The sequence below is a fragment of the Brevibacillus sp. 1238 genome (genome assembly GCF_029892995.1).
In the GTDB taxonomy this organism is placed as follows: domain Bacteria; phylum Bacillota; class Bacilli; order Brevibacillales; family Brevibacillaceae; genus Brevibacillus; species Brevibacillus parabrevis.
The window spans coordinates 76,090-98,712 of the sequence record NZ_JARXWC010000019.1 but is presented as its reverse complement, the minus strand read 5'-3'; the positions used below and the strand labels follow the sequence as shown (position 1 = coordinate 98,712).

Below are 22,623 nucleotides of genomic sequence, written 5' to 3'. Positions count from 1 at the left end.
AAGTTTGTTACTGGTTCAAAGCTGGCAAATCATTTAATGATAGACTCATCAACGCTTTCGCTGTTCAGTTTTCAAAGAGCATTTTTTGTCGAACGCTTCATATCTTATCACGTTCGTTGTTTGCGAGTCAAGAAGTTTTTTGTTGAATCTTGTTTTCTTTTCTCATGTTTTGTCGTCGTTCTTGGCGACAAGGAATAATCTATCACATCTAAAAATAGAATACAAGGTTTTTTTGCTAGTTTTTTAAAAAACCTTTGTACAAATCAAAAAGGGCCCCTCTAAACAAGAGGCCCCGCTACCCTTTCTCTTCTCTATATGGAGCTTACTGCGCCGTATATCCACCATCGATGACGACTGCTTGCCCTGTAATGCCTTGCGCTCTCTTGCTCGCCAAAAATGCAGCGTAGTCCGCCACCTCCTGCACTTGCAGCAGCCGCTTTTGCGGAACGAGCGGATAAATGACTTCCTCCATGACTTTTTCCAGTGGCACATTCCGCGTTTTGGCCAGATCAGCCAATTGGTTCTGAACTAGCGGCGTATCGACATAACCTGGGCAGATGGCATTGACCGTAACCCCATCTGCTGCCCCTTCAAGCGCTGCTACTTTGGTCAAACCGATCACCCCGTGCTTGGCACTGTTGTAAGCGGCCTTGCCTGCAAAACCGATCAGGCCATTGATCGACGCCATGTTGATGATCCGTCCATGCCCTTGCTGTTTCATGATCGGAAATGCATGCTTGATGGCGATGAAAGGGGCCGTCAGCATGATTCTGATCATTTGCTCGAACTTGGCGGTAGGAAAGTCTTCAATAGGCGAAACGAACTGAAGCCCTGCATTGTTTACCAAAATATCGAGCTTGCCGAATGTCTGCACCGCTTGCTGGATACTTTGCTGCACCTGCTCCTCGTTCGTCACGTCGGCACTCACGCTTACAGCCTCGTAGCCTTCGTTTTGCAACTGGAGCGCTGCTTGCTCGGCAGCGTCCCGATTCAAATCCAGCAGCATGACTTTTGCACCCTCAGAAGCGAACGTCCTCGCGATCTCCAGCCCGATCCCGCTCGCTGCGCCTGTCACCAAAGCCACTTGATTATTCAACAGTTTCTCCATACTCCTGCTCCTCTCCAAAACACTCTCTCTTCCCGTTCAAGGCGGGCTGCTATGTTGCAAATGACTTGCCAAGCCAATCTAGAAAATCGATACCGCGAAAGCCAACAGAAAGACAGCGGCTGTTTTCAATACGGTGATCGCAAAAATGTCCTTGTACGACTGACGATGTGTCAAGCCAGTGATAGCCAGCAGGGTAATGACTGCTCCGTTGTGCGGCAGCGTATCCATCCCCCCAGAAGCCATCGAAGCAATCCGGTGCAACAGCTCAGGACTGATTCCAGCAGCATTGGCCATCTCCAGGTATTGCTTGCCCATGACCTCCAGCGCAATCGACATCCCGCCAGAAGCGGAACCGGTCACGCCTGCCAACACGTTTACGGCTACGGCTTCGGACACCAGCGGATGATCGCTTGCCCCCAAAATCCAGCCTTGGATCAGCTTGAAGCCAGGCAATGTTTTGACGACGTTACCAAAACCTACTTCGGACGCGGTATTGAAAATCGCCAGCAAAGCTCCCATCGCAGCAGCAGTCAGTCCGCTCGCCAGCTTGTTTTTCACCTGCTTGACGTTGATGAGCAGCGCTGCGAGAATCCCCAGGCTAAGGGAAATGATCAACGCCCAGGACGACACGACGTTTTTCACTTTTTCGATTTTGAACGAGTCTTTGAGCATGGTGGCATCATACCAGCCCTCCACTGTCCAGATGCCCCGGCTGAACAAGTAGTTGCCGACAAGGACAAGCGCCAATGGCAAAATCGCTACCCAGATGTTCATGTAGGACTCGGTTTTCAACAGCTCTGGTTCATTCGAATGCCCCTCGCCGTAACCTTCTCCGGCGGCTGCGGCTTGCTTGCGTCTCCGCTCCAGCCACGCCATCCCTCCGACGAATACGATAATCGCTCCGATAATGCCGACGACCGGAGCCGCATAAGCGTCTGTACCAAAATAAGTAGTAGGAATGATGTTCTGAATTTGCGGTGTACCCGGCAAAGCATCCATTGTGTACGTGAATGCACCGAGTGCAATCGTTCCCGGGATCAGACGTTTTGGGATGTTCGCTTCACGGAAAATCGCTGCGGCAAACGGGTAGACAGCAAAGGCAACGACGAACAGCGAAACCCCGCCATACGTCAAAATCGAACATGCCAGCACGACAGCCAAAATCGCACGGTTGGAGCCCAGCGCCTTCACGATCGTATGGGCGATCGACGAAGCTGCTCCACTCAACTCCATGACTTTTCCGAAAATGGCACCCAGCAGGAAAATAGGGAAAAATGATTTCACATAGTTTGCTGCATTGGTCATGAACGTTTCCGTATAGCTTGGCAGAAGCGCGATTCCCGACAAAACGACCGCGAGCAGCGTAAAGATCGGGGCAAAGACGATAACAGGGTAGCCCCGGTACGCAAAAAACATCAGAAGGCCGAGCGCGATCACGATAGACAACACTTCAATGATCATAGGATTCTCCTTTCAGATTGCCCTCCAGCTTGGAGGCGCAGTGTTTATAATCACCGCAAAAGAAACCGCTTACAACCGTTTCTGAATTGCATGGATCGTGCCAACTCTGTCACCTTTTCGACAAATCCAGCATTCGCGCCACTTTGTAGTCACCGGGCACCGACACCCGAATGATAGCGCTTGCAAAATTTCCGGATTTCCGGAATTATGCGTCCGCTTTTTTGGAATCTAGCAAAAAACTAGCCAAAAACAGCTCCGGCAAAATGTCAAAACCTTCTGCCGTCGACACCTTTCTCCTTTTTTCTATTCCGGAAACGCGGAATCTGGCAAAAATAATAGCCGGGAACTCGGCCTTGTCGCCCTGTCCCGGCTTTCAGTACGCATCCATTATTTCCGTTGGGAATACTTCTCCCACTTTTCATAAAAGCTGGACTTGCTGATTTGCAGCAACTTGGCTGCCTCCAGCTTGTTTCCGCCCGTTTGCTGCATCGCAAGCGCAAGCGCCTCCTGCTCCGTCTGTTCCATGAGCTGCTTTAAAGGCATAAGCTCTCTGAACGGCGCATCCGCCACAGGAACAACTGCCGTCTCGTCCGATGCCGGCAGCCAAATGTGCTCTTTTTTCAGCACATCGTCCTCCATCAGATGCAATGCTCTCTCCAGCACATTCCGCAGCTCGCGTACGTTCCCCGGCCAAGCATAGCCCCGCAGCACATTCCAGACCTCTTCGTCGATCACTTTGACCGTGATGCCTGTAGACTCGCCCAGTTGCTTGAGCAGGTTGGATACCAGCTCCGGCAAATCTTCCAGCCGCTCTCTCAGCGGAGGGATCGACAAGGTGACTACGTTCAGACGGTAGTAAAGGTCGGCGCGGAACTTCCCTTCCTTGATGCTCTGCAACAGATCGAGGTTCGTGGAAGCAATCACCCGCACGTCGATTGGCGTCGTCCGGACAGCGCCAACCCGCTCCACTTCCTTTTCCTGCAAAACGCGCAAAAGCTTGGCCTGCAAAGGCAGCGGCATATCCCCGATCTCATCGAGCAGAATCGTCCCGTGATTGGCCAGCTCGAACTTGCCCTTTTTCCCGCGGCGAACCGCTCCGGTGAACGCTCCTTCTTCATAGCCAAACAGCTCCGATTCCAGCAAAGTATCCGGGATCGCCGCACAGTTCACGCGAATGAACGGCCCCATCTTCCGTTTGCTCTGCGCGTGAATCGCGTGGGCAAACAGCTCCTTGCCTGTCCCGCTCTCCCCGGTAATCAATACCGTCGAATCGCTGGTCGCCACCTTTTGGGCAAATTTTTTCAGTTCCTGCAGCTTTTGGCTGTATCCGACGATCTGGTCAAAATGATAGGTCGCCCCCATCCTGCGCCGCAGTTCTTTCTTATAGTAAGTCAGCTCGTCCTTCAGCTGATCGACCATCGCAGCCAGGGCAGTCAGCTCCTGCACATCCTGAAACAGCACCGTTCCGAGTACAGCGATCACGTTGCCCTCGTCCATGATCGGAATGCGGTGGGCGATCATCTTTTGTCCCTTGATTTGCTGGATATCCGCAATCTCCGCTACACCTGCCTGGCCGACAATGTGCATCCGCGTATTTTCGATCACATCTGTAACGGGTTTGCCGATGACATCCTGCACGTTCAAAAATTCCCGATAGCTCCGGTTCATCAAAAGGATTTTGCCGTCCCTGTCCGTCACGATCATCGGCTCATGGGCATTCTCGAAGACGACCTCAAGCAACTTGCTGATTTGTTGGAGATTCCAATCCAACTGGGGCTCCCCCTTTGTCTGGTAGATCGCTTGAATGACAGCTCCTCATGATTCCATGAGCGACGGAAGCTGCGCCTGCATTTGTTTTGCCAAACGCTTGGGAGCTGCACACAAGTAACCCTCCAGCAAATAGTCCGCAAGCAGGCTGTAATCCGCAACGTTTTGGGCGCGAATGGAAACCCAGCCGTGGTGACCGATATACGGCGTCTTGTAAAAGTGCTCCTGGGCGAGCAACAGCTCTTGTGTCGTCTTGAGCACTTTGAAGGAGAGGGCGGGGCCTTCTGCGCCCCCCTCTCCCATAATGACAAACGGCTTGTCGCTTACCCGAAACGACGTATGCCCGAAGCCATCGACCTTTTCCGTCACTTCAGGCCAGCGGATCGCAAGCTCCCTGACCGCCGCTTCCATTTCCAGCCCTTCCTTGGACGTAATCCGCTCATGCGTCATCTGATCGCAACCCCCATCCTCTATCACCAATTTTCCTTGCCGCTTTTCCGCCGTTACGGCTGTTTCCTCATGATCCAATCTGTTCTGCGCTTGGCATCGGCTTTCCTTCTTTTACGCGATACAGCGGCAGTATAAAGCTCAGGCCAATCAAAAACAGAATCGCCGCGATTTCATACACAAGCATGAGGGAAAGATGCAGCTTCAGCACCCCTGCCACGCTCATCATGATCACCATGGAACCTGTAAACAGCGGGGTCAAAATGCCGTTTACCCGTCCGATAAAGGAGCTTTCCGTATATTTGAGCAGCATCGTATTGATCCCGATCTGAATGCACGGCAACAGCAATCCGGCCAAAAGCTGGGCGAGCAGCGTCAGCCACAAGTGAGTAGACACTCCGCATACGCCAAGGGCAACGGCATTGCCCAGCATTCCGAGAACGAGCAGCCTTTGCGGAGGCACATTTTTCGCCAGCGCCATCGTCAGCGCCCCTCCTACAATCATGCCCACACCTTGAACCATCAACAGCCATTGCAGGCTCTCCTTAGGCAGCTGGAGCTGTTCGGTCACCAGGAATATCGCCAGAGGCTGCACCATTCCTATACCTAGCCCCGCTGCCATGAAACAGATGCCCAACAAGGACAACACGCGACTTCTGAGCACATAGCGAATCCCGCTCGCCATCTCTTCCAGCAAGGCAGATTCCTGCCTTTCTCCCTCTTCCACCCGATCAGGCGGCAGCATGTACAGCACCCCGGCAGAAGCCAGAAAAGCAACGGCCGTAATCAGCATGGACACTTCCATCCCCCATTGCTGGAACACAAATGTACCCAAGATTGGCCCCAGAACCATAAAGATGGCAAAAAGCGTTTGATAGGCGGACATCCCCGCTTGCATCTGCTCCGCCGGAACGTGCAGCTTGAACAGCTTCATGCCCGATGGTTGGGAAAACTGCGAGAGCACGGCCGAGATCAGCGTTGCGAAAAAGATCGCCTTCCACGTTCCGAAGACAAACGTGACCAGTACGGCAATCACGGACAAGGCACTGAGCACATCGCACCAGACCATCGTTCGTTTCGGCCGCCAACGGTCAGCAAACGTTCCCGCGAGAAAAGAAAACAGAAAGATCGGCGCGTATTCCGCGACAGAAATCATGGAAACAGCGAACGGATCGCCTCCGGTATGGTCCATGACATACAGCAGTATGGCAAAATTGCGTACCCATATCCCGATTTGCAAGAACAAGCCCGACAACAAAATCGCCCGGACGTACCGGTTTTTAAGCATATTTGACATAAAAAAGCCTCCTTATCCATTTGCGATCTGGACAGGAGGCGTAGCATATCATCGTCAAAAAGACATAGAAACCCTCTGCAAAGAAACATCAAAGGCTCTACCATCGATTTGCCAATATGCACATACTACTCCCATCCAAAAAACGCATCGTCTTATCCGATTGTTTTTGTGGAAACAGGAGTTAGTAAATCATTGGCTTGATGGTCACCCTTTCTTGTAGAGTGTCCCAAGAGTACCACAAAAAGTAACTGCCTGACAAGAAAAAATGTTCCCCTCTTGTCCTGCGCTACGCTTTATCCACAAACGTGATCCGCTCGGCTGCCGGAACGCGCGGCTGCGGGCTTGGAATCGCTGCCGGATAGCCGATGTGCAGGTTACCCAGCACTTTTTCTCCCGGAGCAATGCCCATCGCCTCACGAAATTCCGGCTCGTGAATCCAAGGGTAAGTCTCCCAGGTCAGACCGATGCCTTTTTCCCACGCCAGCAAGCTGAAATTGTGGATGACGATGCTGGTGGACGCGAAATCGTCCTGACGCTCGATCAGGTTGGGGCTTTCCTTCATAATAACTGTCATCAGCATCGGAATCGCCATGATTTTGTTGTAGAACTTTTCCCCTACTTCTTTCTTTTTGGCAGGGTCCACTTCGCGTTTTTCCTTCATGATCCGCACCGCTTCCGCGATTCTTCTGCGGCCTTCGCCATGCGTCACAATAAAACGCCACGGCTGGGTCATATGGTAGTTAGGCGCCCAAACGGCTGTATCCAACAGCTCGGCCACCAGCGCCGGGTCTACCTCGCGATTTTCAAAACGGTGAATCGAGCGGCGTTCTCTGATCAATTTTGCCAGTTCCATTTTCGTTCCTCCCTTTTTGCTTTCTCTCCCAAAATCAGAGGAGCGCCCCTTGCTCAAAGTGGCGCCCTCCTCCTGACTCTATCCAAATGGACTGCTTTTCTCTATTTTTTGGCTCTGCTAAGCAGATAGAAGAAATACGGCACCCCGATGATCGAGATGACAATGCCAACCGGCAGTTCAACCGGAGTGAATACGGTCTTGGCGATAAAGTCCGCCGCAATCACCATCAACATCCCGATTGTGCCGGATAGCGGCAAAACATGTCTGTGAGCAATACCCGTCAGGCGCTTGGCTATATGCGGAGCCATCAGACCGACAAAACCAATGCTGCCGGAAACGGAAACGCACGCGCTTACGATCCCGATACTGGACAGCAAGAGCCGATTGCGTTCTTTTTCCACCGACACCCCAAGGCTTTTCACCGATTCCTCGTTTAGCTGCATCAAGTCGAGAATATGCCCTTTGCGCAGCAAAACAGGAACAAGCAGGATCAACCAGGGGAGCATTCCGGTAATATGCGTCCAGTTGGCGTTCCAGATGCTTCCGGTCAGCCAGACGGTAGCCATTTCAAAATCGTTCGGGTTCATTTTCAGCGACAAGTACAAAGCTACTGCTCCCAGCCCTGATCCGATCGCGATCCCGACCAGGATCAGCCTTTGCGGGTCAAGTGTTCCGTTGCGCCAGGCAAACATGTAGATCAGAGCAGCTGCCAACAAGCCCCCGGCCAAGCCAAACAGCGGCATTGCCATGATGGAAAACCAACCGGCATCCGTAAACTGTCCCTGGAAGAAAAACATGAATGCTACGACAGACGCACCTGCCCCGGCGTTGATCCCCAAAATCCCCGGATCAGCCAGACCATTGCGGGTAATGCCTTGAATGACAGCACCTGCAACACCCAAGCCATAGCCGACCAACGCTGCAATGACAATCCGCGGCAACCGAAATTCAAAAATAACGAGGTCCTGCTCAGGAGACGACCCGAGCCGCAACAAAGTGCGAACCACATCCATCACGGACATGTCGAACACGCCGTTTGTGATGCTAATGTAAATTGCCAGTACAATCAGGATTATATTGACTGTCAGAACCAGACGAAATCTGCTTCTGTTATCACGCATGCTTGCCTCCCCCTCTCTTGTAAATCAGATAGAGGAAGAACGGCACACCGATAAATGCGGTAACAACTCCAATTGGCGTCTCAAACGGACTGTTCATGAAGCGGCTGAAGACGTCAGACAAGCCAAGGAAAACGGCTCCCATCACGCCTGCGCACGGAACAATCCAGCGATAGTCCAGGCCGACCAGGAAACGGGTCATATGGGGAATAATTAGCCCGACAAATCCGATTTTTCCGGCTAATGCTACCGAAATGCCTGTAAGAATAACGACAGCCGTCGTTGCCAGCACTTTGACCAAGACCGTCTTTTGTCCCAGACTGAGCGAGATTTCCTCCCCCAACGACAAAATCGTAATGGACTTGGACAAGAACAGAGCCATGATAATGCCGACGACAGCAAAAGGAACCGCCAGCCAAATCAGCCCCGGTTCAAGCTGATGCAACCGCGCGTTATACCAGAAGCTTACATTTTGCGAGACTTGAAAATAAGAAGCGATAGCCGCAGAGACACCGCTCAAAAACGTTCCCGTAATCGTCCCGATTACCGCCAAAGCGACAGGCGAAAATCCATTGGGCAACAGCCTGGACAATCCGAGTACCATCACAACTGCCAGCGCCGAACCAGCCAACGACATGAAAATCATTGTCGTATTCGACGAAGCAGGCATCAGCACCATGCACAGGGTAATGGCAAAGGCCGAACCGTCGGATACCCCCATAATAGAGGGGGACGCGAGGTAGTTCCTCGTCATCCCCTGCATCAATGCTCCTGATATTGCCAAAAACGCTCCGATCATGAGTGCGCCCAACACTCGTGGCAAACGGGAATGCATAATGATTTGATGATTCACATTCCCTTCGTCAAACTGAAAGAGAGCTTGATAGACGGTGTATGCGTCAATCTGCTTAGCCCCGTACAGAATAGACAACACGATCACTAGCGCAATCGCTACGGGCGAAATCGCAAGTATGAGGATAGGTACTGCTTTTTTTGATTGCATGCGATTAACCTCGCCTACTATTACTTGGCAGACAATTTTTCAACAGCAGCTTTCAGGAAGTGTACTTTACTCCAAGCTGTTCCGCCTTGCGCGAGCGGATCAACCACGTTTACGAATACTTTGCCGTTTTTCACAGCGTTGATGCTCTTCCAGATCGGGTTGTTTTCCAAATCTTCCAGTGCTTTTGGATTGTCTTTGTTCTCATCCGCAGAGAATTGGACGAAAATGTAATCCGGGTTCATTTCGCTGAATTTCTCCAGCGAAACCACTTCTTGCGCCTTCGCTGCTTTTACTTCTGCTGGTGCTGTGAAACCCAATTCAGAGTAGAGAGATGGGTTGAAGAACACTTTTTCCGGATAAATGTTGATACTACCTTGGCGCAAACGGATTGCTACCACTTTCTTGTCTTTCAGGCCCTCACCCAATTGAGTTTTTGCTGCCTCGACTTCTTTTTTGTAGTCGTCGATCACTTTTTGAGCCTCAGCTTGTTTGCCAGTCAATTCACCCAGCAAGAGCAGGTTTGCTTCCCAGTTGGTGGAAATGTGGGAAACCGGGAACGCTGTAGTGATTTTGGTCAATTTCTCAAAAGTTTCAGGCGGGAACTTGCTGCTGCCCAGAATGACTTCTGGTTTCATGGACACGATGCTTTCCAGGTTCAGCTGGATTTTCTCGCCAGTGGATTTTGCTTCTCCGGTGATCGGAGCAAACATCTCAGGGAACTTGCCACCGATGGAAATGGCCCCAACCGGTTTTACGCCGAGCACGAGCGCATCTTCCATGGACTCCATGCTACCTGTGATAGCGATCCGTTCTACTTTGCTTGGGACAGTGTATTCTTTATCGAGGTATTTGATCGTGCGTGTCTCTTGTTTGGCACCCTCTTCAGCAGGTTTTTCCGCTGTTGTCGTAGTCGCAGCAGGTGTGGTGCTGTTGTTCGTTGCCGTGGAGTTTGCAGCCTGGTTGCCGCCGCACGCAGTCAGTGCAATTGCCAGCATGGCGATGCTAAGACCCAGATATACCTTTTTCATTACTTGAAAAGCCCCTCTCATATGTTTGTATATGATCTTTATTGATAACGATTATCATTCGTGATTATAATGCATCTGCTTATCCGCGACCATGGACGATATCCAGAATCGTCATGGACGATCTCCTGAAAATAGACGCAAGCATTGGTCAAGAACCCGATTATGGGCAAGGGCTGAATACTCTCGCCACGGATCGGAAGTAATCAGGTACGCCCGGTTGTTTCGCACCGCTTTCAAATCCCGCCACTGCGCAGACAGCTTCAACTGTTTGAAGGTTTCCAAAGTCTCGGCTTCCTGGCAAACGAGCATCAGCACCCTGTCAGGATTAAGCGCAGCCACATCGGCAAGCGATACGGTCTGATCGTAAACATCCTCTGTCGTAACAAAAGCTGGCTTCACTTGCAGCCCTTTGTAAAAAACCTCGTTCATGCTGCGATTGCAGTGCACAGTCAGCTCATTTTTGAACACGCGCAAAATGAGAAACGTTTCTTCCTCAAGCGTTTTTCGCAGCCCTTCCCGTCCTCTGGCCATTTTCTCGTCATAGGCAGCCAGCCAGTGTCTGGCCTCCACCGACTCTCCCAAAAAATCGCCGATCATCAGCAACTGCTCTCTCCATCCTTGCGCTTCATATGGCACGAACAAAGTTGGCGCAATGCGGGCAAGCTGCTCGGTCTCCTGTTCATTGGCCTTGTCCAGCGAAATGATTACATCGGGCTTGGCTTCTTGCAGCATTTCGATGTTTGCCTTCCAGTTTTCATTCTGGCGAAACGCGCTCAGATGGACGGGGATGTCGTTTCGGTAGTTTTGGTAGTAATAGGCCGTCCATTTCGGATGCAGTGGAGCTGCGAACGGCATCATTTTCAATGCCAGCATCTGCCCAATGATCGGGGCGCGGTAGGCGGCGATTTTGCGCTGGCGGCTTTTCATATAAAAGGTAGGCGAAACTCCCACCTCTTTTTTGAATTTGCGGCTGAAGTAAAACTCGTCGTTGTATCCTACCTGGTGAGCGATTTCACGCAGCTTTACGTGGGATTGCGCCATGAGCTGCTTCGCCCGGCTAATGCGCAGCTCCGTGACGTAATCCATCGCGGATACACCGTATGTTTTCTTGTACAAATCCACGAAGTATTTCGGGCTGACTTCGGCAATCCGGGCGAGCTGCTCAATCGTGATATTTTGCGAGTAATGCTCTTCCATGTAGGCACGTGCTCGTTCCAGCGCCGTAGCTGAATCTTGTGCCGTGAAATCGACGTTCTTCACGATGTGGTACCACATTTCTTGAAACATGGTCTGGCTGCGAAAACGGTCGATCCCGCCTGCCTGCTGCCATAGCTCTGCAATCGAATCGCAGTACAGCACAAGCTGCCCCGCGGAGCGGACAGATACTTCCCCCATTAATGGAAACTCGTGCTCTTCCCGCAATACGCGAAGACGTCTCCTTCTCTGCTTGGACTCGCTAAACGCGTCGAAGCGCATGACGTACATCTGCAATTCGTCAACCGAGTCTGGATCGATCCCGAACGTGCTCATCGGGGGGCATATATAAATCGCATCCTGACGCAACTGATGCTCGACATTTTCCAATCGCAAACGGCCTCTCCCGCCGGTTACGATCAGCAATATGTGTGAATTTGTAAACTGTTGGCGCAGACGTTCATGCTCGTCTCCTTTTATCCAGGCAATATCGCGGAGCTTGAACATGACATCGGCCATCACATGCTCGGTAAACTCCTGGAACATCGCTTGTCTGTCATTCATCTTGGTCACACCTTCAGTCTTGCAGAATATTTCTTCACGGCTCTCTATGTACAAACAAATGGATCGATTGGTTTTTTGATAACAATTCTCATTTCTGTGCTAAAAGTATATCAAACTCATCCGTCTCTTCCTATCTTCAATTATTAGCAGCGCCAACAGCGCCAAAAAAGCCCCACCTCCACAAAGCCGGGCTTTCTGACGCTGTATCATGCACCTGCGGGCCTTGTCATACGCTGCCCGCTTCGCTCATATATTTTACTATTTTGGCGACGTAGTGCTGCGTTTCTTCGGGAGCCAGCAACAGCCACTGTTTGTCCGCTTGCTGAGCGGCCATCCGAACGTGGTTTTTCCCCCAGTTGTACGCCCCTAGAGCCATGGGCAGATCGCCTGCAAATTCATGCAACAGCTCCTTGATGTACATGGCTCCGCCTACGATGTTTTGCCACGGATCGTTCCGATCCACGCCCAGCCCCTGCGCTGTCTTCTGCTTGAGCTGCATGATTCCGAACGCGCCTGCTGTACTCATGCCCGCATTTTGGCCGAAATCGGACTCTGCATAGGCGATCCCGTAGAGCAGACACGGATCGAGCTGAAACAGGCGCGCTGCTTTGTCCAGCCACTTTTTCACTCGCCTGCACTGCTCGTCATCTTCTGCGATTCGCTGCGGAATGCGCAAAAACTGGCCGATCTGGATCAGATCAGAGACGAGTCGGTTCGCCTCGCGCAGCCTCTCGATACTTATCCCGTAAGTCTGGGCAATTCCCCACAAACTCTCTCCTGGCTTGACCGCATGCACCGTGTCGCTGCTGCAAATCGGCTGGCCCAGCCGCAAGAACTTTTCTTCTCGCTGCATAGATGCTGTCCTGTCGTTAGCGACAATCCCTTCCTCTACAAGCGTGCGTATGATAGATTGGGCGCGCTGTTCGTACGTATGGGCTTGAACCGTCCGCATCGCCTGTGCCTGAAGTTCCCTTCGCTCGCCGCTTTTTTCCATATAATATGAAAGCAATTCTGCTGTCTGTAGCGGAGACGAAGATGCCAGCATATCATGGCCGGGAGTAAAAATCCGCCTTAAACCGGAAGCTTCGCGCGCGAGCAACAAACTGCCACACGCTGCGGCTTCCAGCATGCGCTGCGAAATATGCTGTTCGGACGATTGCAATTCGATCACGATGTCCGCTTCCTGATAGACCCGTCTTGCTTCCAGAGGACTTGGCTTAGACATCGTCCCGTTCTGCGGAATGCTCCAGCCAAAAAACGGCTGCATCTGCCCCCACTCTTTTCCATAAAAGCGAGCCGGGATGCCCTTCGCAAGCAGAGGCCAGATGAGCGTATGCAGTGCGTCAGCGAGCTTATGGCCCCACTGATGCCGATACATATAAGGAAACGGAGAAAATACAACTGCCACAGGTGTGCGCGATTCGTCGGGGGTTGGGCTTTCGCCTGAGCCATACCACTTGGGGTCGTAGCCAACATCCATGTGCGCCGCCCGGATTCCAGCCGCTTCGTAGCTCGGAACACTTTCTGGCGAGACGGTAAAAACAAAATCTGCCTGCATCCGCAAAGCTACAGGCAGTGACCACATATCCAAGAAAGCAGGATCTTGCTCTGCCCAGTAAATCAGAGGTACTCGCGCCTTTTTGGCTTGCTCGCCCGCATACGCTTGCTGCGTGGGAGTCAGCTCTGGCCCCCAGCCTGTCATCATGATGAAATCCGGTTGGAAGCGCTGGAGCAGCGCAGGCAGATTGGACTCCGTCAACAGCCCGGAAATCAGCACTTGATGTCCGGCATCGCAAAAACCGTGCGGCAATCCGTGAAGGAGCGCCTGATTTTTTTCCAGAAACAAAATTCTCATGTGCTCCCTCCGCCGCTTTCGTTTGCTTCGCGGCTGCGCTCCCTGATTTTCAAGTATTGGTCGATGTAAATATCATAGGAAGTAAGCCCGTTCTCCTTCATGATGTGTTCGATCGTCACCCCGTAGGTTTGGGCAATTTTCCAGAGCGTATCTCCCCGGCGGACGTCGTGCACTTCATAGCGTTGCCGGATTCGCTCCGGGTAGGAGATCAGCTCGCCTGGTCCAGTCGCAGTCTCGCTATCGGTGGACAAAATTCCTTGCGCTTGCAGCACCTGCACCATGTAATCTGCGCGGTGTTGATAGGACGCATGGCGAACAGCCCGTCTTCCTTGCTCCTGAATTTGTTTGCGTTCCTCCGGATGCTGCAAATAGTGCTCGATGATTTGCCGCGTCTCGTGAGATGTGGAAGCCGCGAGCAGGTCTTTTCCTGACGTGAACATGCTGCGGACTGCCAGTGTATCCTGTGTAACAAGGAAGCCTCCCGATCCCAAAATCTCATACGTCCGCTGTGTCAGCTGCGTCTCGTAGTTTTGCAGGCCAATGACGATGTCTGCCGAGCTGTACACCTTGTGGGCATCCGGGTAAGACAAATAACCGTGAATCCACTCTTGCGGGATGTCCAGCCCCAGATATGGTTTCATTTTGTCCCAGTCGCGGCCGTAAAAGTCGATGCGCATGTTGGCATGAAGCAGCGGACGAATGAGCGTAAACAGCGACACCAGCCGAAAATGGTCAGCATGCTGCTTGAAGACGTGCGGATACGCATTGGCAACAACGGCGATCGATGTACGATACGCATCCTCTGCCGGAACGGGACAATGAATGCTGGAATGGAATCCAAAATCCATGTGTGCCGCCTTGATCCCTCGTTGTGCGTAATAATCTACCCGCTCGGAGCAAATCGTAAAGACAAAGTCAGGTTGCACCCTTTGAATCAACGGCATCGTAAAGCTCTCTGTAAACGTAGGGTCTTCTGTCGCCCAGTAAATGAGCGGAACATTCGCCTCATGCACATACCGATTAATCCAGTCCAGTTTGACAGCCGTTTGCTCAGGCCCCCAGCCGATGGCGATCACCAAATCTGGCTGAAACTCCCCGAGCATCTCGGGAATGTTTTGCTCCGTCAACGGCCCTGAAATCATCACATCGTGTCCTGAATCGCGAAATCCGTTTGGCAGCCCGTGAATCCACATGGGGTGGCTTTCCAAGAACAATACTCGCATTTTCTCACCTCGCCGTCCTTCCTTCCTGTTTCCGTTCCCTCAGGTTCCCTTGGCTCGGGCAAATGCCTGCAATTTTCCAAGCGCATACTGAATGAGTTTTTGATTTTGGCAGTCAATTCCGTAAAATAGTGTCCAAAAGCTGATCGTCTTGACGTAAAATGATGTTATGCGGTCAAAAAACACCGGGTCAGTCTCCCTGGTGTAATAGCTCAATACTTTGTGGGCAAAGGCTGCGCCGTACGCCCTGTAAATCCCGACAAAATCGTAGGCGGGGTCTCCTACCCCCATTGCGCCGAAGTCGATAATCCCGTTCAGCCGCCTTTTCTCGAAGTCGTAGAGCAGGTGCTCAGGCTTCAAATCGTTGTGCAACAGCGCCGGCTTGAACGCGAAGTAGTCCGGATTCGCCACAAACGCCTGAAAGGTCTGCCTGGTCCACTGTTGCAGCTCAAGAGGCATATAAGAAAAAGCCTTCCGTTCAATTCGCTTCAGAAGATTTTCGTAAAAAGCTTTGGTCAACGCCGGGTCAATCGCCTTGTCGAACGACTTTTCCAGCGGATAGGAATGCAGCCCGCTCAAAAATCCCCCAATCGCTTTGGCTACTTGCTCTTGTTCCTTGTCAGACAGTCCGCTCATCTCTTCGCGAAAAAGCGGCTTCCCGTAAATCATCGGGTATCCGACGTACTTGATGTCGTCTGTCTGCGTGGAGGAATAGACAAACTGGGGAATCGCCACTGGCACCATAGGCCCTAGCAGCGGTAAAATTTGCATCTCCCGGCTGATGATCGCTTTCGCCTCCTCTGTCTTGGGGAAGCGGAAAATCATCTTTTCTCCTACGATGACGACAAAATTGCTCCAGCCTGTATCGTCCACGCGAAATGTTTCGTTTCGCAGCTCCGGATATCGGTCTTGCAGCAGCTTGCGCAAAGGCTCGAGTTGCACACGAAATACGCCCCTTTCCAGACCGCATTCATACTCAATTGATGTATTGTATGACTTGGCTTACGAAAGGCAACGATAAAAAAGCCCCTAATGAAGCCTGCCTAGCAACATTTGGGGTTTTGCCGATAGGTATGTGCTGAATAGAAAAAAATTTTTTAACAATACTCAGCAAATATAGTATAATGGTGATAATGATTTTCATTTTCGTAAAAATTCATACTAGAGAGATTGTTACACATAAATGGCGGGTTGTTTGATCACATCATCACGTTGGAAAGGGAGGATTCTATGGAAAAAGTTTTGGAAGTAAAGGACTTACACGTTTCATTTGACACGTATGCAGGTGAGGTAAAAGCAGTGCGGGGGGTTTCTTTCGACCTGCACAAAGGGGAAACGCTGGCTATCGTAGGTGAGTCCGGCTCCGGTAAATCCGTTACGTCTCAAGCACTTATGCGCCTTATTCCTTCTCCTCCGGGCCGTATTCCCAAAGGACAAGTCCTGTTTGAAGGCAGAGACTTGGTTACTTTGACAGAAAAAGAAATGCAAGATGTTCGCGGACGCGACATCTCGATGATTTTCCAAGATCCGATGACGTCGCTCAATCCGACGATGACGATCGGAAACCAAATTATGGAGAGCTTCATCAAACACCAGAAGCTGAGCCGCGCTGAAGCTCGCACACGCGCTGTCGAGCTGCTGGAGCTGGTTGGCATTCCGTTTGCCAAAGAGCGTGTCGATCAATATCCGCACCAATTCTCTGGCGGTATGCGTCAACGGATCGTCATCGCGATCGCGCTGGCCTGCAATCCGAAGCTGATCATTGCGGACGAGCCAACAACCGCGCTGGACGTGTCCATTCAGGCGCAAATTTTGGAGCTGCTGAAAGATATCCAGAAAAAAATGGGTACTTCCATCATCTTCATTACCCACGACCTCGGTGTCGTAGCGAATATGGCTGACCGTGTAGCGGTTATGTACGCTGGAAAAATTGTCGAGATCGGAAATGTCGATGAGATTTTCTACGATCCGAAGCATCCGTATACATGGGGGCTGCTTGGCTCCATGCCTAACCTCGATACGAGCGACGAAGAGCTGATGTCCATTCCTGGCTCCCCGCCAGACATGTTCAAGCCTCCTGTCGGCGATGCGTTCGCAGCACGCAACCCGTATGCGCTGCAAGTCGATCTGGAATTTGAGCCACCGATGTTCAAAATCTCGGAGACGCACTATGCTGCAACCTGGTTGTTGCATGAGATGGCTCCGCAAATCGATCCTCCTGCATCCGCAGTGAGACGCAAAACAGACAGCGACGAAAAGAAAGTCGAAGCGCAACGCCCGCAAGCAGCGAAATCGTATGACCAGCGCGAAAAGCTTGTAGAGGTCAAAGACCTGAAACAGCATTTCGACCTTGGCGGCGGCCATATTTTGAAAGCGGTTGACGGAATCAATTTTGACATCTACAAAGGCGAGATTTTCGGACTGGTAGGAGAATCCGGGTGTGGCAAGTCCACAACTGGCCGCACCATCCTCCGCCTGTACGATGCGACAGACGGCGAAGTGCTGTTCAAAGGCAAGAGTGTTCACGGCAAAAAAACAGGCGAAGAGAAGAAATGGCTGAACCGCAAAATCCAGATGATTTTCCAGGACCCGTATTCGTCTCTGAATCCTCGCCTGACTGTATCCGATATTATTGCAGAAGGTCTGGATATTCACAAACTGGCTACCAAAGAGCAGCGCATCGCGAAAGTACACGAGCTGCTGGAAACAGTCGGTCTGAACCGCGAGCACGCCAACCGCTATCCGCATGAGTTCAGCGGCGGACAACGCCAACGCATCGGAATTGCCCGCGCTTTGGCTGTCGATCCCGAGTTCATTATCGCGGACGAGCCGATCTCTGCTCTGGACGTATCCATTCAGGCTCAGGTTATCAACCTGCTCAAACGTCTGCAAAAAGAAAAGGGCCTGACCTATTTGTTCATCGCCCATGACCTGTCGATGGTGAAATACATCAGTGACCGGATCGGCGTGATGTATCGCGGCAAAATCGTTGAGCTGGCGGAGAGCAACCGCTTGTACGAAAACCCGATTCACCCGTATACCAAGTCTCTGCTTTCGGCTATCCCTCTGCCAGACCCGGATTACGAGCGCAACCGCAAACGGATTGTTTTCGACGATCAGGAATACTTGCAGAACCAGACCGAAGAAAGAGTGCTGCGGGAAATCGAGCTAGGTCACTATGTCGCTTGCACGCAAAAAGAATTTGAGCGTTACGGCGGCGGCGTCCTGGTCTAAACGAGGACAAGCCTGCACCAACAAACGAAAAAGGGAGATGAGCCTCGATGGCTCTCTCCCTTTTCTTTTTGCCGTTCAGCACATTACGGTTTCATTCTGAGCAAGCGCATGCTGTTTAAAATCACGATCAAAGCAGCGCCTGTATCGCTCAGTACAGCCAGCCACAAGGTCAACCAGCCCGGGAAAATCAGCACGAGTGCAACCAGCTTCACCACGATGGAGAACCAGATGTTTTGCTTGATGATCACAAGCGCTTTGCGACTGATTCTCACCGTATGCGGCAGCTTCTCCAGATTGTCGGCCATCAGCACGATATCTGCCGTTTCCATCGCGGTATCCGTGCCTGCCCCGCCCATGGCGATACCCAAGTCGGCGGTTGCCAGCGCAGGCGCGTCGTTGATTCCGTCGCCGACCATGGCGACGACTTTGCCCTCTTGTTGCAGCTTTTTCACTGCTTCGACCTTGTCCTGCGGAAGCAGCTCGGCAAAATAGCGATCGACTCCCGTCTGGGCCGCTACCTTTTTCGCTGTCCCGGCATTGTCGCCTGTCAGCATGATGATTTCGCTGATTCCGGCTGCTTTTATTTGACTGATCGCGCCAACCGTAATCTCGCGAATCGCATCTGCTACGGCAATCATGCCGAGCAGCTCGTGCTTCGTGCCAACCACAATCAGTGTGTTGCCTTCGACTTGCAAGGAAGCGATTTGTTCCTTCCAAGGACTCATGTCAATCCCCAGCTCTTCGAAAAGCGCCGGCTTCCCTGCGTAATAAACCACACCATCTACCGTCGCCTGCACGCCTTTTCCTACCAGCGCCTGATAATCGTCGCCCGCTCGTGCGGCTATCTGCTTTTGCTTGGCGTAAGCGACAATCGCCTGGGCAATCGGGTGGTTGGAGCGCTCTTCCATCGTCCGGGCAATGGCAAGGATGACGTCCTCCGCCTCTCCTACTGCCACTACCTGAGTCACGCGCGGCTTGCCTTCTGTCAGCGTGCCTGTCTTGTCAAAAGCAATCGCTTCAATCGCTCCTGCCTTCTCCAAAAAAGTCCCGCCTTTAATCAGCACGCCATTTCTGGCGGCATTCCCGATCGCGGAAACAATGGCAACCGGCGTCGAGATAACCAACGCGCAAGGGCAGGCAACCACAAGCAGCTCCAATGCCTTGTAAAACCATTCTCCCCATGTGCCAAAGCCAAACAGCGGAGGAAACACAATCACGAACAAGGCGAGAATCAGCACGATCGGCGTGTACATGGCCGCAAACTTGTCGACAAACGCCTGCGTGGGAGCTTTTTTCTCCTGAGCCTCTTCCACCAGGTGAATGATTCGCGCAATCGCCGTATCTGCGACGAGCTTCGTCACTTTGATTTCCAAAGCGCCGCTTTCGTTCACGCTGCCTGCGAACACGGCGTCGCCGGCTTGTTTGTCGACGGGAATGGACTCGCCTGTAATCGGAGCCTGGTTCACGCTGGAATGACCCGCCAGTATATCGCCGTCGAGCGGGATTTTCTCCCCTGGCTTGACCACGATCACATCGCCTACGCCAATCTCTTCTACGGACATCCGGGTCAGCGTCTCGCCTTTTTTCACCCACGCTTCCGGCGGAGCGAGATCCATCAAATTGCGAATCGAGTCGCGCGTTTTTTCGATCGACTTCGTTTGCAGCAAATTGCCGATTGAGAACAACCAGACAACCGTTGCCCCTTCCAGCCACTCTCCGATCAGAGCAGCCCCAATCGCAGCAACTGACATCAGTACGTTCATGTCCAGCGACTTGCTTTTGATCGCGTAAAAAGCACTGCGCGCCGGACGATAGCCGCCGCTAATAATGGCGAGTGCGTAAAGAATCGTGCTGACCGATGCGTCCAAGCTGGTCAAGGAGCTTGCGAAGCCAAGCGCCAGAAAAACTCCGGAAAGAGTCGTGAGCAGCGTGCCCGCCTGATCTTTTTTGACCGCCTCACCAGACGTTCTGCGCTCCAGCCGCTGGGCGCTGTACCCCGCCTTGGCGACTTCCCTGATCACCGCGTCATCCTGCAAGCCGTCAGAGACAAGCTGCATTTTTCCGGTTGAAAAATTAACACTGACATCCTTCACCGCTGGAAGTGTCCGCATGTGCCTTTCCAGCGACTTGGCGCACGAGCTGCAATCCATGCCGTGCACACTGTAGACAATCGCCTTTCCGGACAGAGCGGCCGTACCGTCAGAGGCAACGGTAGCCGCAGACTCCAGCACTGTGAGTGTTTTTTTGCCATGGGTATGTTCTGAGCTGCAATGGTGCCCGCTGCAGCACCCGTCATGTTTTTGTTCATTTGCCATATGCTCTCACCTATTTCCCAAGCATCTATTTTCCCCAACTCATCTGAATATATCCAACAAACATTCAAACAAACATTTAATTATTATATTATCGGATACCAGTTCCTGGTTCAAGATTCAATTTAGTTTTTTTCGCCTATTTATTTGACAAATTCAGGAACGGGAGATGATGAAGGGCTTCGGTGTGGCGGGGAAATGCTGAGTGGTGGATTGAAGGCTTGCTTGGGGAGCTGCTTGATCGAAAAAGCTTGCTTGGGGTAATGCTTTGTAGATTGCGTCATCGGTACTTCAGGTGAGGCGAGGAAAGAGACGAATCGCTGTAGCTTCTTGGGATACCCGCTGGGGGCCTGGACTGCACGGCTCCGGGGAAAAAGCGAAACCGCGTCAAAAGCAGAGGACTCAAAGAAGCAGACGCACGTTGACGCTTAAAACCGTGTTTCGCTTTTTCCTCGGAACCTCGGTCGGTATCCCAAAGAGCCTTCGCGGATTTCGTCTCTTTCCTCGTCAGGGACTGGGTGTTGTCATCGGGGGTTTCAAGGAAAAATGTCAAATACGAAAAGCTTGATTGGGTTGACCTTCGTAGTCTGCGTCATCGGTACTTTAGGTGTGGCGAGGAAAGAGACGAATCGCTGTAGCTTCTTGGGATACCCGCTGGGGGCCTGGACTGCACGGCTCCGGGGAAAAAGCGAAACCGCGTCAAAAGCAGAGGACTCAGAGAAGCGGACGCACGTTGACGCTTAAAACCGTGTTTCGCTTTTTCCTCGGAACCTCGGTCGGTATCCCAAAGAGCTTTCGCGGATTTCGTCTCTTTCCTCGTCAGGAGCTGGTTGTGGTCGGCGCGGGTTTCAAAGAAAAATGCCAATGCCAAAAAGCTTGTTTGAGCTGACGCTTTGTAGTCTGCGTCATCGGTACTTTAGCGGTGGTGATCGGGGTTTCAAAAAAGCCCAGAAACAGGAGTAAGAGTCTTCTTGAAGACAGTGCTTCATGCAACACCTTTATGGAAAGCTCGTTCATTTCCTGCCCTGGATTTTTCCCCCCTGATCAACCATCCAAAAGCGATGTCCGACTAAAGTTAAACGTTGGCCGAGGAAACAGGAGAAACAAGCGAAAGGGCTTTGGGACTCCTTCCGAGACGGAGGTGAAAAAGGAAAACACGCCTTTAAGCGGCAACGTGCGTCCACTTCCTCGATCTCGCTGCTTTTGACGCGGTTTTCCTTTTTCGCCGGAGACGGCCAGTCCACGCTTCCCTGCTAGAGGCCCACGTCCCTACAGCGGTTTCTCCTGTTTCCTCTCTCCACTACAGCCGCGATCAACAACGCACTGAAAATTTTCATCCCAGATCAACTTTCAAATAAGCACTTTCCGACCAAAGCTTATCGTTGGCCGAGGAAACAGGAGAAACAAGCGAAAGGGCTTTGGGACTCCTTCCGAGACGGAGGTGAAAAAGGAAAACACGCTTTTAAGCGGCAACGTGCGTCCGCTTCTTCGATCTCGCTGCTTTTGACGCGGTTTTCCTTTTTCGCCGGAGACGGGCAGTCCACGCTTCCCCGCTAGAGGCCCAAGTCCCTACAGCGGTTTCTCCTGTTTCCTCCCTCCACCACAGCCGCGATCAACAACCGTACTTAGCCCCCAGACACTAAATAAAAAAAGCTCCCCACAATGGCGGAGAGCCTTTCTTCGCTACTTCATCTGCTTTTGGGAGACAGCGACGGGAGTTGTTTGCCAACGTTCGCCGCAATCGAGACAGACGCATTTGACTACTTTTTTCCTTTCCAGATACATCCTGACCGCAAACAGGATAAACGCACCCATCAAGCCGAGAAACAAGAAAATAACAGGCGTGCCTTGTACCGATATGCCAATGAGGGCAAGGACGATCAGCACCGCTGCGTAAATCACAACATACAGCCGACGGTTGATCGCTTCCGTATAGTCGACTTTTTTGGAATGGCACTTGGTGCACTTTTGTTGGAAACTCATCGTTCTCTCTCCCTGTTTTATGCTCTTTTCGTAAAGAGTGTTGCGTTACGAAAAGCCCGTGAGTTGACAGGCATCATCACCATGCCTATCTTGGCATGCATTCAACGGCAACAAACGTTCCCTATAGAGAACTACCCTTATTCTGCCAATCCTTTACGGCCAATGTCAATAACAACATC

The 22,623-nt window shown here is 51.9% G+C and carries 17 protein-coding genes; 2 read left to right on the top strand and 15 right to left on the bottom strand.

Annotation, left to right across the window (positions count from 1 at the left end; all coding sequences use genetic code 11):
• Window positions 1-198 (top strand): hypothetical protein (locus tag M2298_RS26605; RefSeq protein WP_280649310.1); only part of this gene is annotated, 198 nt, incomplete at its 5' end.
• A gap of 124 nt (window positions 199-322) precedes the next feature.
• Here the strand turns inward: M2298_RS26605 and M2298_RS26600 are convergent.
• From M2298_RS26600 to M2298_RS26540, 13 genes are all read right to left on the bottom strand, one after another.
• On the bottom strand, window positions 323-1,108 hold the full coding sequence (locus tag M2298_RS26600; RefSeq protein WP_445662484.1) for a 3-hydroxybutyrate dehydrogenase: 786 nt from the start codon (window positions 1,106-1,108) through the stop codon (window positions 323-325).
• Window positions 1,109-1,186: 78 nt separating this feature from the next.
• On the bottom strand, window positions 1,187-2,569 hold the full coding sequence (locus M2298_RS26595; protein WP_122962217.1) for a GntP family permease: 1,383 nt from the start codon (window positions 2,567-2,569) through the stop codon (window positions 1,187-1,189).
• Between the two features lie 387 nt (window positions 2,570-2,956).
• Complete coding sequence (locus M2298_RS26590; RefSeq protein WP_122962216.1) at window positions 2,957-4,339, bottom strand: sigma-54 interaction domain-containing protein; 1,383 nt, start codon at window positions 4,337-4,339, stop codon at window positions 2,957-2,959.
• Between the two features lie 45 nt (window positions 4,340-4,384).
• Window positions 4,385-4,864, bottom strand: coding sequence for an MmcQ/YjbR family DNA-binding protein (locus M2298_RS26585; protein WP_229049794.1), 480 nt, complete (start codon window positions 4,862-4,864; stop codon window positions 4,385-4,387).
• Window positions 4,854-6,080 (bottom strand): MFS transporter, encoded by a 1,227-nt coding sequence (locus M2298_RS26580; RefSeq protein WP_173597936.1) that lies wholly within the window; start codon window positions 6,078-6,080, stop codon window positions 4,854-4,856. Before M2298_RS26580 ends, M2298_RS26585 begins: the two co-directional genes overlap by 11 nt.
• 286 nt (window positions 6,081-6,366) lie before the next feature.
• On the bottom strand, window positions 6,367-6,933 hold the full coding sequence (locus tag M2298_RS26575; RefSeq protein WP_173600148.1) for a nitroreductase family protein: 567 nt from the start codon (window positions 6,931-6,933) through the stop codon (window positions 6,367-6,369).
• 101 nt (window positions 6,934-7,034) lie between these two features.
• Window positions 7,035-8,054, bottom strand: a complete 1,020-nt coding sequence (locus M2298_RS26570; RefSeq protein ID WP_280649309.1) for a FecCD family ABC transporter permease — start codon at window positions 8,052-8,054, stop codon at window positions 7,035-7,037.
• Window positions 8,047-9,054 carry a FecCD family ABC transporter permease gene (locus M2298_RS26565; RefSeq protein WP_122962213.1) on the bottom strand — a complete coding sequence of 336 codons (1,008 nt, stop codon included), beginning with the start codon at window positions 9,052-9,054 and terminating at the stop codon, window positions 8,047-8,049. The genes M2298_RS26570 and M2298_RS26565 overlap by 8 nt, the downstream gene beginning before the upstream one ends.
• Before the next feature lie 20 nt (window positions 9,055-9,074).
• Window positions 9,075-10,082, bottom strand: a complete 1,008-nt coding sequence (locus tag M2298_RS26560) for an iron-hydroxamate ABC transporter substrate-binding protein (protein ID WP_217023397.1) — start codon at window positions 10,080-10,082, stop codon at window positions 9,075-9,077.
• Window positions 10,083-10,193: 111 nt separating this feature from the next.
• On the bottom strand, window positions 10,194-11,840 hold the full coding sequence (locus M2298_RS26555) for an AraC family transcriptional regulator (protein WP_122962211.1): 1,647 nt from the start codon (window positions 11,838-11,840) through the stop codon (window positions 10,194-10,196).
• A 226-nt stretch (window positions 11,841-12,066) separates the two neighbouring features.
• A complete protein-coding gene (locus tag M2298_RS26550; protein WP_280649308.1) occupies window positions 12,067-13,695 on the bottom strand; it encodes a DUF3880 domain-containing protein in 1,629 nt (542 codons plus the stop codon).
• On the bottom strand, window positions 13,692-14,918 hold the full coding sequence (locus M2298_RS26545; RefSeq protein ID WP_280649307.1) for a DUF3880 domain-containing protein: 1,227 nt from the start codon (window positions 14,916-14,918) through the stop codon (window positions 13,692-13,694). Before M2298_RS26545 ends, M2298_RS26550 begins: the two co-directional genes overlap by 4 nt.
• 39 nt (window positions 14,919-14,957) lie before the next feature.
• On the bottom strand, window positions 14,958-15,857 hold the full coding sequence (locus M2298_RS26540) for a phosphotransferase family protein (protein ID WP_122962208.1): 900 nt from the start codon (window positions 15,855-15,857) through the stop codon (window positions 14,958-14,960).
• Between the two features lie 288 nt (window positions 15,858-16,145).
• Here M2298_RS26540 and M2298_RS26535 point away from each other — a divergent pair, with 288 nt between their 5' ends.
• Entirely contained in the window at window positions 16,146-18,149 is a 2,004-nt protein-coding gene (locus M2298_RS26535) for an ABC transporter ATP-binding protein (RefSeq protein ID WP_280649306.1), read from the top strand.
• 83 nt (window positions 18,150-18,232) lie between these two features.
• On the opposite strand, the gene M2298_RS26530 is transcribed toward M2298_RS26535, so the two are convergent.
• Together M2298_RS26530 and M2298_RS26525 are read right to left on the bottom strand one after the other, a co-directional pair.
• Entirely contained in the window at window positions 18,233-20,464 is a 2,232-nt protein-coding gene (locus tag M2298_RS26530) for a heavy metal translocating P-type ATPase (RefSeq protein WP_280649305.1), read from the bottom strand.
• Window positions 20,465-22,144: 1,680 nt separating this feature from the next.
• Entirely contained in the window at window positions 22,145-22,444 is a 300-nt protein-coding gene (locus M2298_RS26525; protein WP_063229105.1) for a hypothetical protein, read from the bottom strand.
• Window positions 22,445-22,623 lie beyond the last annotated feature (179 nt).

Coding starts and splice junctions, on each gene's coding strand:
- M2298_RS26600 (WP_445662484.1), bottom strand. CDS start 1,108: ATGGAGAAACTGTTGAATAATCAAGTGGCTTTGGTGACAGGCGCAGCG.
- M2298_RS26595 (WP_122962217.1), bottom strand. CDS start 2,569: ATGATCATTGAAGTGTTGTCTATCGTGATCGCGCTCGGCCTTCTGATG.
- M2298_RS26580 (WP_173597936.1), bottom strand. CDS start 6,080: ATGTCAAATATGCTTAAAAACCGGTACGTCCGGGCGATTTTGTTGTCG.
- M2298_RS26575 (WP_173600148.1), bottom strand. CDS start 6,933: ATGGAACTGGCAAAATTGATCAGAGAACGCCGCTCGATTCACCGTTTT.
- M2298_RS26570 (WP_280649309.1), bottom strand. CDS start 8,054: ATGCGTGATAACAGAAGCAGATTTCGTCTGGTTCTGACAGTCAATATA.
- M2298_RS26565 (WP_122962213.1), bottom strand. CDS start 9,054: ATGCAATCAAAAAAAGCAGTACCTATCCTCATACTTGCGATTTCGCCC.
- M2298_RS26560 (WP_217023397.1), bottom strand. CDS start 10,082: ATGAAAAAGGTATATCTGGGTCTTAGCATCGCCATGCTGGCAATTGCA.
- M2298_RS26555 (WP_122962211.1), bottom strand. CDS start 11,840: ATGAATGACAGACAAGCGATGTTCCAGGAGTTTACCGAGCATGTGATG.
- M2298_RS26550 (WP_280649308.1), bottom strand. CDS start 13,695: ATGAGAATTTTGTTTCTGGAAAAAAATCAGGCGCTCCTTCACGGATTG.
- M2298_RS26545 (WP_280649307.1), bottom strand. CDS start 14,918: ATGCGAGTATTGTTCTTGGAAAGCCACCCCATGTGGATTCACGGGCTG.
- M2298_RS26535 (WP_280649306.1), top strand. CDS start 16,146: ATGGAAAAAGTTTTGGAAGTAAAGGACTTACACGTTTCATTTGACACG.
- M2298_RS26530 (WP_280649305.1), bottom strand. CDS start 20,464: ATGGCAAATGAACAAAAACATGACGGGTGCTGCAGCGGGCACCATTGC.
- M2298_RS26525 (WP_063229105.1), bottom strand. CDS start 22,444: ATGAGTTTCCAACAAAAGTGCACCAAGTGCCATTCCAAAAAAGTCGAC.